This is a genomic window from Phycisphaeraceae bacterium (assembly GCA_019636675.1).
Lineage (GTDB): Bacteria > Planctomycetota > Phycisphaerae > Phycisphaerales > UBA1924 > JAHBXC01.
In genome coordinates, this window is record JAHBXC010000001.1 from 1,334,207 (window position 1) to 1,346,537 (window position 12,331).

The following is a 12,331-nucleotide window of genomic DNA, read 5'->3' on the forward strand; positions in this document are numbered from 1 at the left end:
TGCGCCGAGCGCCGTCTTCCTGCCGATATCCCGGACACCGATGAGCACCTCACCCCACAACGCCCCGTCTCCCGCAGCACGACCCCTGCCCTTCGACGCGCGCGACCCCGGCGCGGTGCGCGAGCACGCGGCGCGCCTGTCGTCGCGGCCCGTCGTGTCGGCCGACGACTTCGTGCGCTGGCTCGAGGAGCGATCCGACTTCGACGCCGCCTGCTCCGAGGCCGAAGCGAACCTCTACATCGCCACCACGCGCAACACCGAGGACGCCGAGTCCACCGCTGCGTATACGCGGTTCATCGAGACGGTCTCTCCCCTGCTCAAGACGATCGGGTTCGACCTCGACCGCAAGCAAGTGGCGCTCCACGAGCGGTTCACGCTCGACGAGACCCGCTACGGCGTGATCTCGCGCGACGCGATCGCCGACGTCGCGCTCTTCCGCGAGGAGAACGTCCCGCTGCAGACCGACCTGGCGAAGATGAGCCAGCGCTACGAGCAGATCATGGGCGCGATGAGCGTCGAGTTCGAGGGTCGGGAGCAGACGCTGCCCCAGATGGCTCGCTATCAGGAACGGACAGAGCGCGAACTGCGTGAACGCGCGTGGCGCGCCGTCGCCGAGCGCCGTATGCGCGACGCCGACGCGCTCGAAGCGCTGTTCGACCAGATGCTCGAGAAGCGCGCCGCGCTGGCTCGCAACGCGGGCGAGTCGTCGTACATCGGCTACGCCTTCCGCGCCAAGCACCGCTTCGACTACACGCCTGCCGACTGCCGCGCGTTCCATGACTCGATCGAAAAGCACTGCGTGCCTCTGGTGCGCACGCTCGACCGCGAGCGCGCCGAGCGTCTTGGCGTGGGGCGTCTGCGCCCGTGGGACCTGTCGGTGGACACGCTGGGCCGGGAGCCGCTCCGCCCCTTCCAGACCGCGGAAGAGCTGACGGAGAAGTGCCAGCGTCTGTTCGACGGGATGGGATCGGGTCTCGGCGCGTTGTTCGCCCGACTGCGCGAGGGAGACTGCCTCGATCTGGCGTCTCGCAAGGGCAAGGCGCCCGGCGGGTACCAGTACGTGCGCGACTTCTCGCGCGAGCCGTTCATCTTCATGAACGCCGCCGGCCTGCACGGCGACGTGCGCACGATGATCCACGAGGCGGGGCACGCGTTCCATTCGATGCTGAGCGAGCGCGACCCGCTGGTCCACTACCGGCACGCGCCGATCGAGTTCGCCGAGGTCGCGTCGATGGGGATGGAGATGCTCTCGATGCCTCGCTGGCGCGAGTTCTACCCCGACGCGAGCGACCTGACGCGCGCCTGGCGCGACCAGCTGCTGGGCGTGGTGAGCATCCTGCCCTGGATCGCGACCATCGACGCGTTCCAGTTGTGGATCTACGAGCACCCCGGGCACACCCGGCGCGAGCGCACGGACGCGTGGCTGGGCCTCATGCGCCGCTTCGGGCACGAGGTCGACTGGTCGGGGCTCGAGCGCCAGCTCGAGACCCTGTGGCACCGCCAGCTGCACATCTTCACGGTGCCGATGTACTACATCGAGTACGGCATCGCTCAGCTCGGCGCGCTCCAGCTCTGGCGGATCATGCTCGACAAGGGGCTCGACGCGGCACTCGACGGGTATTGCCGCGGGCTCGCGCTGGGGGGGAGCCGCCCGCTGCCGGCGCTGTTCGAGAGCGCGGGCGCCCGGTTCGATTTCTCGTCGGCGACGGTCGAGCGCCTCATGGCCGCCGCCCGCGAGGAGCTCGCGAAGCTGCCGGAGTGAACCGTCGGAAAGCGTGGGGTGCGCGGCGGGTGAACAATCCGCGATGACCACGCCCCCGACCCCATCGCCCACGCCCGTCCCCCACATGACGCCCGACCAGTTCCGCGAGGTCGGGCGGCGCGTCGTCGACTGGATCGCCGACTACATGGACCGCGTGAAAGGCCTGCCGGTGCGCGCCGGCGTCGAGCCCGGTCAAGTCGCCTCGATGCTGCCCGGCCACGCGCCGGCGAAGGGCGAGGGCTGGGACACGATCCTCGCCGACCTCGAGCGCGTCGTGCTGCCCGGCATCACGCACTGGCAGAGCCCGCGCTTCTTCGGGTACTTCCCCTGCAACACGACCGGGCCCGCGATCCTCGCCGACATGGTCTCCAGCGCCCTCAACGCGCAGGGCATGATGTGGAGCACCAGCCCTGCGGTCACCGAGATCGAGACCCGCGTCCTCGACTGGCTGGCGGACATCCTGGGTTTGCCCGACAAGTTCCGATCCGACGCGCAGACCACCCGCGACGGGCGCACGCTGCGCGGCGGGGGCGTGATCCAGGGCACCGCGAGCGAGTCCTCGCTCGTCTGCCTGCTCGCGGCGAGGGCTCGCGCAGCGCGAGCGCTCCCCGGGTTGTCGATCGACGCGATGACCGTGTACACGAGCACGCAGGCGCACTCGTCGATCGCGAAGGACGCTCGCGTCGCCGGCATCGCCGAGCGCAACCTGCGGCTCGTCCCCACGCGCGCCGATTTCTCGATGGACCCCGACGCGCTGGCGCGCATGATGCGCGAGGACACCGAACGCGGGCTCACGCCGGTGTTCGTCTGCGCGACGGTAGGCACGACCTCGTCGGGCGCGATCGACCCGGTTCGCGCGATCGGAACGATCTGCCGCGAGAGGGGCGCGTGGCTGCATGTCGACGCCGCCTACGCCGGCGCCGCGAGCGTCTGCCCGGAGTTCCGGCCCGTGCTGAACGACGGTCTCGACCTCGCCGACTCGTATGTGTTCAACCCGCACAAGTGGCTGCTGACCACCTTCGACTGCTCCACGCTGTGGGTCGAGAGCCGCGAGGCGATCATCGACGCGCTCTCGATCACGCCCGAGTACCTGCGCAACGCGGCGAGCGACGCCGGGAGCGTGATCGATTACCGCGACTGGCAGATCCCCCTGGGTCGGCGCTTCCGCTCGCTGAAGCTCTGGTTCGTGCTGCGCCACTACGGCGTCGAGGGCCTGCGTTCCTACATCCGCGAGCACGTGCGTCTGGGCGAGCTGCTCGAGGGCCTCGTCGACGCCGACGACCGCTTCGAGCGCCCGGCGGACCGCTGCCTGAGTCTGGTGACCTTCCGGCTCAAGGGCGCCGACGCGCGCAGTAAGGCGCTCATGGAGCGCGTGAACGCGACGCGCGAGGCGTTCCTGTCGCACACCGTGCTGCCCGACCCGGAGACGAGCGAGAGCCGCTACACGATCCGCATGGCGATCGGCGCCGTCGGCGTGGGCGAGGAAGACATCCGACGCACCTGGGCGATCATCGCTCGAGAGGCCGGGAATGTCTGAACGCCTGCCCCGGCACGACACGCTGTACTACGACGGCGCCTGCGGCATGTGCCGTCGGAGCACCCGCGCGCTGCGCCGGCTCGACTGGCTGGGGCGCCTGGCCTTCGAGGACATGACGCGCACGCCCCCGGGCGAGCTGCCGGTGTCGCCCGACGCGGCGATGCGCGGGCTCCCGATGCGCACGCGCGCCGGGGCGGCATTGGTGGGGTACCCGGCGATGCGCCGCGCGCTGCTGCAGACGCCGCTGGGGTTTCTGCCGGCGCTGCTGATGTATCTGCCGGGGATCAGCCACGCTGGGGAGTGGGTGTACGGGCGGGTCGCCGCCGGGCGCGCGAGGGACGCCTGCACGATCCACCCCGGCTCCGATTCCGGGGGTGAGGGGGCTTGAAAGCGCCGGGGTCAGAGAATCCGGGTTGCGTCGCGGACCGGTTGAGCCGATGATCGGACGTGATGAGAGTACTTCTTGACGACGCGCCGCTGCTGACCGACGCCGGGACTCTGGGCGAAGCGCTGGACCACGGGCGCGCCGAGGCGGAATCGCGCGGGCGCGTGATCGTCGAGGTGCTCGCGGACGGCGTGCCGACGCCACCCGACGACCTCTCGGACGCCGAGGCCCTGTCGCGCCCGTCGAACGCGAGCGAGCTGCGCCTGATCTCGGCCGACCCGCGCGACCTGGTGGCGACGACCTTCCGCGACGCCGCCGGGGCGCTCAACGACCTGATCGACACGCAGCAGTCCATCGCGAAGCGGATCCAGACCGGGCAGGGCGAGCAGGCGACGCGCCTGCTGGGCGAGGTGTTCGAGGTGTGGGACGCCGTCCGCCAGGCGCTTGAGCAGGGCTCGGCGATGGTGGCGATCGACCTGAACCAGGACGATGTCGTGGCCGATCTGGTGGTGTCGCTGTCGGAGCGTCTTCGCGCCGTGGTCCGCGCGGTCGAGTCGCACGACTGGTCGACGCTGGCCGACGAGCTGGAGTTCGACCTGTGCGAGCAGGCGGAGCGCTGGTCCGCGAAGTTCGAGTCGCTGTCGTCATCGCTCTCGCGCTGACGCGCGTGCAGCAAGGAATACGAGCCGTGAGTGAATCGACCTCTGGTCGAGAGTCGACCAAACGCAAGCCGAAGCGTGCGAACGGCGCCGAGGAGGCGCTTGTGCAGGCCGGCGACGCGATGCGCCGCAACGACGCCTACGAGGCCGAGCGGCTCGCGTCTCGCGCCCTCATCGAGGCGCATGCGCGTCGCGATTATCGCGCGATGGCGCAGGCGCTGCCCACGCTGCGCGAGGCGCGCCTGTCGATCCGCGACGAGGCGCTGCGCGCCCGGAAGATCTATCGCGTCGACGCCGTGCCCGAAACAGACACCCCCGAGCCGGGGCTGTGGCTCGTCGAGCCCCCGGCGGTCGGCATCGACGGCAGGAACCTGCGCGATCGCGCCCGCGCGGCGCGCGTCGCGACCATCGTCGTCGTTCGCGAGCCCGAGACGCGCAGCGGGCACTGGCCCGTCGTGATGGTCGGGCCGGCGACGGTCCGCGCACGGATCGACCCGGTGAAGGGCTCTCCCACGCCGGCGTGGATCATGGGCGCGCTCGAGTCGCTGGGCGCCGCCGCCGTCGATTCCGTCGACGCGAGCGCCCCCGAGACGCGCGTCAACCAGCTCGTCGACCGGCTCGGCACGCTGCCCGAGTGCGAGGCGGTCTACGACGCGCTCGCCGAGGCGTGCGCCGTCGCGCAGACCGCCAAGGACGACACCGACTCGCGCCGGCGCGTCAAGCCGCCCACCCCCGACGACGACGAGCGGGACCGCGACGACGATGACGACTGACCCGGGCCGGATCGCGCGCGATGCGCGGCGCCTGTCGCGCCGGTCCTCGCGCCTCGCGCGCGACATCGAACGCGCCGCCTCCGGCCGCCCGCGCCACCGACGCCCCGACGCGCGCGCTCGCGCACGCACCGCCTGGCTCACCGTCGCGATCTTCGTCGTGCTCGGCGCGCTCCTCATCGCCGATCGAACCGGGCTGCTGCTCGCGCCCACCGACGACGCGCGCGTCTACCACGCCTCCACGGCGATCGTCGAGCGCGTCGTCGACGGCGACACCGTCATCGTCGCGATCCCGGACGCGCGCGACCGCGCTCGCCCCGGCACGCGCGTGCGCCTGTGGGGGATCGACGCGCCCGAGCTGGCGCGCGACGGCGCCCGGGCCGAGCCCTTCGCGACCGACGCCGCCGAGCGCCTGCGCGCGCTCGTCGAGGGGCGCACGGTCACGCTGCGCCTCGAGCCGTCGCGCAGCCGCGACCGCTACGGGCGCCTGCTCGCCCACCTGGAGATCGACGACGAGTCGGTCGCGCTCGCGCTGGTGCGCGAGGGGCTCGCGCGTGCCGAGGGGCGCTGGCCCCATCGCGACAGCGAACGCTTCGAGAACGCGCAGACCCAGGCGCGCCGCGCGTCGAGGGGGATCTGGAGCGCCGGGTCCGCAGACCCGCCGTGAGCAGCCCGGCGCCCCGGCGGCCGGTACGATTCATTGATGGGCATCTCGTTCCACAACCGCGCAAGGATGCTGGAGAAGGGCGAGCTCGCGCGCCGTCACACCAGCGTCTGGCTGACCTGGGCGATGACCCAGCGCGAGAGCGACCTGCCGCGGATCCCGGTTCGCCCGGTGCGCTCGGGCGGGTGGGTGTTCCTTCGCAAGCACCCGCTCGGCCGCTGGATCGCGTGGGCGTGGTGGGAAGATGCGTTCTCGCGCATCCCGCTGAAGTGGTGACCGCCCCCGGCCCCCCGGCCCCCCGGTCCCCGGCCGAGGCCCCCGACGCCGCCCAGGGATTTCGCGTCCTTCCTCGCCCCGGGCGGGACGCTCCCGCTTCGCTGGGGTATTCTCCGAACGCCACTCCCCTCCCAGCCCCCCAAGCGGGCGAGGAATCGGGCCGATGACGGCTCACACACACGCCATCTGCAGGGCCCCAGACGCCCTGGTCCGAGAACGAGCGACGCGATGAGCACCGACAACGCCCCCACCACCGACGCCCCCCAGGCAGACCCACTTCAGCAGACCGAGACGCGCCTCAACCGCGGCTGGCTGATCAAGATGGGCATCTTCTTCACCGTCCTCGTCGCCTTCGGCTTCTGGGGGCTCTACGACGCCACCATCGCCTACCCCAACCGAGGCCTCGCCGACGCCGAGTACCGAGAGAAGGAATACCTCGAGGCCTCCCAGCGCGCCGGGCTCCTCCTGCGCGCCAGCGTCGAGAACCCGCGCAACGAACTCACCACTCTGCGCGCACGCGAACGCGACATCCAGTCCCGAGCAACCGGCGGCGACGCCACCACCTCGACCCTCATCGCCCAGGCCGAGCTCGCCAGGATCCAGTGGCTCACCTCCCTCGGACGCGTCGGCCGGCTCGACCCGCGCCACACCCGCTTCGAGAACCCCACCGAGCGGCTCCAGACCCTCTCCGCCGCCTGGGACACACGGACGCCACCCAAGCCCCTTTCCGCCTTCGACATCCCCTCGCAGTGGATCTTCGTCGTCGCCGGCTTCGGCGGCGGCGCCTGGATGCTCGTGCTCTTCACGCGCGTCTCCTCAAAGAAGTTCCGCTGGGCCCCCGAAACCCGCACCCTCACGATGCCGGGCGGACGCGCCATCACCCCGGCGCAGATCGCCGAGGTCGACAAGCGCAAGTGGGACAAGTTCTTCGTGACGCTCCGCCTCGACGAGACCGCCGGCGAGCCGCGCGAGGTCAAACTCGACCTGCTGCGCTTCAGCCCCCTCGAGGCGTGGATCCTCGAGATGGAGAAGCACTCGCCCAACTATGTGCCCCCGGCGGAAGAGCCGGCGGAGACGCCCGCAGAAGAGCAGTCGGCGTCGGCGTGAGCGGGTGGTGAATCCCTCAGCGACCTGACTCGCATAATCGCCGCATCCGTTGCGGTGATTCGGGCGGGTATTCGCCGCAGACCCATGTGGGAGCCCCACCTGAAACGCCCGCGCCGCGTTTCCCTACAGTGATCGCGTGCTCGACACCACCCTCCAGATCTCCCTCGTTCTCGGCGTCGCCCTGTTCGGCGCCATCGGGGTCGGGCTGACGCTGCTGGGCCTCCCGGGGATCTGGCTGACGATTTTCGTCGGCGCGATGGCCGAGCTCATCCGGTCGGGCACCATCTCGTGGTGGACGATCGGGGCGTGCGTGGCGTTGGGGCTGCTGGCGGAGCTGCTGGAGTTCGTGCTCTCGGCCGTCGGGGCGTCCAAGGCCGGGGGGTCGAAGCGTGCCGCGCTCGCGTCGATCGTGGGAGGGGTGATCGGGGGCGTGCTCGGGGCGCCCTTCCTGTTCCCGATCGGGACGATCCTGGGCGCGGCCCTGGGCGCCGGAATCGGTGCGTCGGCCCTGGAGATCACCAAGAACGGGCGGACGATGTTCCAGTCCTACGAGGTCGGGAAAGGCGCCGCCGTCGGGCGGCTCGTCGCGACGGTCGTGAAGTCGACGCTGAATGTCGTGATCGCGCTCGTGCTCGTGCTCGCCGCGGCGATACCCTGATCGCTCCGATCGCGCCCGAAAGGCGTGAACCCGCAAAGATTCCGGTCCTACAGTAATGCCCTCCCGTTCGTCGCCCGCGCGGCGATCGCCCTCCCTCCACTCACAGGCGACGATCACTCCCCGATGACCGACGCGCCCAACTCCCCCGTCAATGTGCCCGAACCGGCCAGGCGCCTCCCACGCGCGCCGGGCCCGATCGGCTTTGTCGTCCACCTCCTCTCGAGCGTCTGGCTCGGGATCTGGACGCTCGTCGCGCTCTTCATCTACATGTCGATCGGCAGCGCGGGCTACATCGTGCGCCAGTGGCGCGTCTTCGAACTCTCCGAGTTCGAGTGGTTCAACTGGTGGCCCTTCACGGCGATGATCGCCCTGCTGTGCGTCAACCTCATCGTCGCGACGATCCGGCGCATCCCCTTCAACACGCTCAACCTGGGCGTGTGGACCATCCACGCCGGCATCATCATCATGTCGCTCGGGTCGGTCTACTACTTCACGACCAAGGTCGAGGGCGACGCGCCCGTCTTCCGGCGCGCGATCCTGATCGAATCCCCCGACCACGACACGCTCACGCTGCCGGCGCTCCCCGGCGCAATCGTCGAGACCACCACGCGCGCAGGCGTCCCCGTGAGTTACTCGGTCTCGCAGACCGACCCGAACTGGCCCCTGCTCTCGGGCAGCGACGCCGGCAAGCAGGTCTATTCCGTCTCGGTGCTCGTGCGCCGGGGCGACGCGGCCAGGGCGCACTCGCACGACATGCCCATGGTGTACGGCTCCGACGAGCAGCTCGACGCGCAGACCGTCGCGTCGCGCGGGTTCGTGCGCCAGCTCCTCGACGGCTACCCCCAGTACACCGAGGATGTCATCCCCGGGCGCGGGCGGGCGCGGAATGCCGTCGGAACCCCGATCGTCGACGACACGCTGCGCATCTCGCTCACGCCCGACGCGCAGGAGTGGTTCCACCTGGTCCACACCTGGGCGATCTACACGCGCGAGGTCGACGCCGACGGCGCGCCGCGCTCCGAATGGACGCAGCGCGCCCTGCCCACGAGCGGAGCCGGCGCCGGCTCGCGCATGCCGCGATACAACGACTACCTCGTCAATCTCGACGAGGTGTGGCTGCCCTTCACGGGCTACCCGATCGCGCCCGACCCGCTGCGCGTCGTCGCGCGTTCGCCGGGCAGCGACGACGAGGGCAACCCCGATCCCTTCGCCGACCTGGGCATCCGCGTCAGCGGCTACCTGCGCTACGCGCCCGAAGAATCGCGTCGCGTCGAGGGCGACCCGGCGCGCGACCCGCTCCACCCCTTCGCCGTCGTGCGTCTGTCCGGGCGCGGGCTCGTCGCGGTCTACGAACTCGAGGCCTTCGACCCGGCGCGCTCCAGCGTGCAGGACGGCAACCTCGTCTTCCGCTGGGTCGAGGACGAGGCCGAGATCGCCCGGCTCGGTCGCGGCCAGCCGGCGACCATCGTCCTCTCGATGCCCGGCAACGACGCGCTGCACACGGTCGTCCTCGACGGCGCGTTCCCTGTCGGCGCGAACGCGACGGCGCGCCCGATCGGCGACACGGGCTACACGCTGCGCGTCAAGGGGCTTGTGGACGAACTCCCCCTGACCGAAGACCTGCGCGTCTCATTCGCCGATGTCGAGATCACGACGCCCGAGGGCGAGGTCATCCGGCGCTGGATCGCCGACGACCCGGCGATCACCAACGACATCGCGACGCCCGACCCGGAGAACCCCTCGCTCGAGACCCGCGTGTCGCCCGACATGCGCGTGATCACGACTTATCAGCCGCCTCGCTTCCCCCCGGCGGTGACGCTCGTCGCGACGCCCTCGCGCCCGGGCGAGGTCACCGCGATCCTGGGCGTTTTCGGCGGCGACCCGCTGCGCGTGCCGCTGAGGGTGGGCGCGGCGGTGCAGATCACCGACACCGTGACGCTCGAGCTGCTCCGAGGCAGCGCGCACTCGAAGCGCGAGACGCGCCCTCGCCTCATCCCGCCCGAGCAGCGCGATCGCGACCTGGGCAACCAGCTCGCGCAGGCGCGACTCGAGATCACGCCCCCGGGCGCGTCCGGCGCCTTCGCGTTCTGGATCCCCTACTCGCACCACCTGCTGCCCGACGACAACTACATCTACGGCGGGCGCTTCCCCTTCGAGACGCGCACCGTCACCCTGCCCGACGGGCGTCGCCTGCAGGTCGCGTTCTCGCGCGAGCGCCGACGCCTGCCCTCGCCGGTCAAGCTCGACGACTTCGTGCTCCACGCGCATGTCGGAGGATTCACGGGCGACACCGCGTCGATCCGCGACTGGGAGTCCGTGCTGCGCTTCGCGTCGCAGGACCCCGGCGCCGACCCGGTGCGCATCCGGACCAACGAGCCCGGGCAGTACAGCGGGTTCCGGTTCTTCCAGGCGATGTGGGACCCTCCGGCCGGCCCACAGACCGGCTCGCCCAGCGCCGGGCTCAACTTCACCGGGCTGGGCGTCGGCAACCGCAACGGCGTGTACACGATGCTCATCGGCGGCACGCTGTCCGTGCTCGGCTCGATCTACGCGTTCTATGTGAAGCCCGTCATCAAGCGCCGGCGCGTCGCAAAGGTGCGCGAGCGCATCCTCGCCGGTGACTTCGGCCCGGGCGCTCGTGCGAAACTGCTCGCCAGCGAGCCCGAGGTCGAAGACAAGCCCGGCGCGCCCGAACCCGCCCTCGCCGAAGGAGCGACCCGATGAACCCACGCACGCGCGTCACGATCGTCGCGGCGTTGCTGATCGCCGGCCTGGCGGCGCTGATCGCAGGTCGCATGGCCAACCGCCCGCCGCGCCCCGAGCCGAGCGCCTTCTCGAAGCAGGTCGACCTCTCGCCCATCGCGCACTCCGCGGTGCACGCGCGAGGGCGCCTGAAGTCGTTCCACTCCTTCGCCGACATGATGATGACCGCGGTCTCGGGGCCGCACCAGGTCGCCGGGCAGCGCCCGGACTTCACCTACTTCGACATGATGCTGCGCCCCGAGCGCTACGTCGACGCCGACGTGGTGTTCATCAAGAACAAGGCGGTCCGCCAGCAGATGGCTCGCGCGCTCGCGCAGCGCCCGGATTACCCGCCCGAGCGCATCGCCGTGTTCATGCGCACGGGGCTGATCGCGCCGCTCGTGGTGACCAACGACGAGCAGGTTCGCACCGTGCTGGCGCGCATGGGGCGCGACGCGGTCCGGACCGCCAAGTTCGTCGACCAGCTCAACAACGCCCTCGCGGTGCGCACGCCGCAGGTGCTCGCCGAGAACCTGCGCCTCATCCCGCCCCCCGGGCCGAGCGCCGACGATTCGACGCCCTGGCTTCCCCTGCGCGCCGTGGAGGGCGAGTCGCTCGCCGGCGCGCCCATCGACGACGCGCACTCCTCGCTGGGCGCGATGCCCGGCGTCGTCCCGGGCATGGACCCGGCGGTCTCGGCAGATCTCTCCGCGACCTGGTCGCGCTTCCGGCTCGCGTGGCTGTCCGAGGACGCCGAGGGCGTGAACCAGGCCGCGATCGAGCTCGCGTCGCACGTGCGCGCCGTCAACCCGGCCCTCTACCCGCCCGACAGGCGACTCGCGTTCGAGTCCCTCTACCTCGACCTCAACAACTTCACCTGGGTCTGGATCGTCTACCTGTTCAGCATCGTCTTCCTCGTGATGGCCCTCGTGTACCGCTGGAACAAGGCGCGCGCCGTCGGGGTCGGGCTCTTCACCCTCGCCTTCGCGCTGCACACCGCCGCCATACTCCTGCGCTGGTACGTCGCCGGTCGCTGGCCCAACAGCAACATGTTCGAGGCCGTCACCACCGCCGCCTGGTTCGGCGGCGCCGGCGCGATCCTGCTCGAGCTGCTCGTCCGTCGCGCGCCGATGCGCACGCTCTTCCTCCTCGGCTCGGGCGTCTCGTCCATGACCGCGCTCATGGCCGCCGACTTCCTCCCGCTCCACCTCTCGCCCGCGATCGGCAACATGATGCCGATCCTCCACGACGTGTGGCTCTACATCCACACCAACGTCATCATCTTCAGCTATGTCCTCATCGCGATGGCCGCCGTCACCGCGATCCTCTACCTGCTCTTCCGCCTGGGCGGGGGCGGGCCCGACTTCGCCCGCGCCGGCGGCGCCGGCGCGATGCTCGCCATGAACAGCCAGGGCGCGCAGAAGAAGATCAGCGCCGGCGAGGTCTTCGACGGCGCCACCATGGTCCTCCTCGAACTCGCCTTCATCCTCCTCTGGGCCGGCACCATCATGGGCGCCATCTGGGCCGATCACTCGTGGGGACGCCCCTGGGGCTGGGACCCCAAGGAAGTCTTCGCCCTCAACACCTTCATCATCTTCGTCGTCCTCGTCCACGTCCGGCTCAAGGTCCGCGACAAGGGCCTCTGGACCGCCTGGCTCGCGATCATCGGCTGCGCCGTCATGATCTTCAACTGGACCGTCATCAACTTCGTGATCAGCGGGCTGCACAGTTATGCTTGAGAAGGGAGCAGGGAGCAGGGAACAGGCAGCAG

Annotated in this window: 11 protein-coding genes; all 11 read left to right on the forward strand. The window is 70.8% G+C overall.

Annotated features, from left to right (window positions below; all coding sequences use genetic code 11):
- The first annotated feature begins 40 nt into the window (after nucleotides 1-40).
- The 11 genes from KF684_05770 (at nucleotide 41) to ccsA (ending at nucleotide 12,299) form a co-directional block, all read left to right on the forward strand.
- Nucleotides 41-1,762 carry a M3 family oligoendopeptidase gene (locus KF684_05770; GenBank protein ID MBX3352423.1) on the forward strand — a complete coding sequence of 574 codons (1,722 nt, stop codon included), beginning with the start codon at nucleotides 41-43 and terminating at the stop codon, nucleotides 1,760-1,762.
- 43 nt (nucleotides 1,763-1,805) lie between these two features.
- Entirely contained in the window at nucleotides 1,806-3,299 is a 1,494-nt protein-coding gene (locus KF684_05775) for an aminotransferase class V-fold PLP-dependent enzyme (protein MBX3352424.1), read from the forward strand.
- Nucleotides 3,292-3,687: a DUF393 domain-containing protein gene (locus KF684_05780; GenBank protein MBX3352425.1), complete on the forward strand. Its 396-nt coding sequence runs from the start codon at nucleotides 3,292-3,294 to the stop codon at nucleotides 3,685-3,687. Before KF684_05775 ends, KF684_05780 begins: the two co-directional genes overlap by 8 nt.
- Before the next feature lie 62 nt (nucleotides 3,688-3,749).
- Nucleotides 3,750-4,346 (forward strand): hypothetical protein, encoded by a 597-nt coding sequence (locus KF684_05785; GenBank protein ID MBX3352426.1) that lies wholly within the window; start codon nucleotides 3,750-3,752, stop codon nucleotides 4,344-4,346.
- Nucleotides 4,347-4,372: 26 nt separating this feature from the next.
- On the forward strand, nucleotides 4,373-5,116 hold the full coding sequence (locus tag KF684_05790; protein ID MBX3352427.1) for a hypothetical protein: 744 nt from the start codon (nucleotides 4,373-4,375) through the stop codon (nucleotides 5,114-5,116).
- Complete coding sequence (locus KF684_05795; GenBank protein MBX3352428.1) at nucleotides 5,106-5,780, forward strand: thermonuclease family protein; 675 nt, start codon at nucleotides 5,106-5,108, stop codon at nucleotides 5,778-5,780. Before KF684_05790 ends, KF684_05795 begins: the two co-directional genes overlap by 11 nt.
- A gap of 36 nt (nucleotides 5,781-5,816) precedes the next feature.
- A complete protein-coding gene (locus KF684_05800) occupies nucleotides 5,817-6,053 on the forward strand; it encodes a hypothetical protein (GenBank protein MBX3352429.1) in 237 nt (78 codons plus the stop codon).
- 228 nt (nucleotides 6,054-6,281) lie between these two features.
- Entirely contained in the window at nucleotides 6,282-7,160 is an 879-nt protein-coding gene (locus tag KF684_05805) for a hypothetical protein (GenBank protein ID MBX3352430.1), read from the forward strand.
- A 136-nt stretch (nucleotides 7,161-7,296) separates the two neighbouring features.
- The gene (locus KF684_05810) at nucleotides 7,297-7,818 is read left to right on the forward strand and encodes a DUF456 family protein (protein ID MBX3352431.1); all 522 of its coding nucleotides are present in this window, start codon (nucleotides 7,297-7,299) and stop codon (nucleotides 7,816-7,818) included.
- Between the two features lie 123 nt (nucleotides 7,819-7,941).
- On the forward strand, nucleotides 7,942-10,542 hold the full coding sequence (locus tag KF684_05815; protein ID MBX3352432.1) for a hypothetical protein: 2,601 nt from the start codon (nucleotides 7,942-7,944) through the stop codon (nucleotides 10,540-10,542).
- On the forward strand, nucleotides 10,539-12,299 hold the full coding sequence (ccsA, locus tag KF684_05820; GenBank protein MBX3352433.1) for a cytochrome c biogenesis protein CcsA: 1,761 nt from the start codon (nucleotides 10,539-10,541) through the stop codon (nucleotides 12,297-12,299). The genes KF684_05815 and ccsA overlap by 4 nt, the downstream gene beginning before the upstream one ends.
- The last annotated feature ends 32 nt before the right edge of the window (nucleotides 12,300-12,331 follow it).

Excerpts from the sequence above, each read along its gene's own strand:
- KF684_05770 (MBX3352423.1), top strand. The coding sequence starts at position 41 with ATGAGCACCTCACCCCACAACGCCCCGTCTCCCGCAGCACGACCCCTG.
- KF684_05775 (MBX3352424.1), top strand. The coding sequence starts at position 1,806 with ATGACCACGCCCCCGACCCCATCGCCCACGCCCGTCCCCCACATGACG.
- KF684_05780 (MBX3352425.1), top strand. The coding sequence starts at position 3,292 with ATGTCTGAACGCCTGCCCCGGCACGACACGCTGTACTACGACGGCGCC.
- KF684_05785 (MBX3352426.1), top strand. The coding sequence starts at position 3,750 with ATGAGAGTACTTCTTGACGACGCGCCGCTGCTGACCGACGCCGGGACT.
- KF684_05795 (MBX3352428.1), top strand. The coding sequence starts at position 5,106 with ATGACGACTGACCCGGGCCGGATCGCGCGCGATGCGCGGCGCCTGTCG.
- KF684_05800 (MBX3352429.1), top strand. The coding sequence starts at position 5,817 with ATGGGCATCTCGTTCCACAACCGCGCAAGGATGCTGGAGAAGGGCGAG.
- KF684_05805 (MBX3352430.1), top strand. The coding sequence starts at position 6,282 with ATGAGCACCGACAACGCCCCCACCACCGACGCCCCCCAGGCAGACCCA.
- KF684_05815 (MBX3352432.1), top strand. The coding sequence starts at position 7,942 with ATGACCGACGCGCCCAACTCCCCCGTCAATGTGCCCGAACCGGCCAGG.
- ccsA (MBX3352433.1), top strand. The coding sequence starts at position 10,539 with ATGAACCCACGCACGCGCGTCACGATCGTCGCGGCGTTGCTGATCGCC.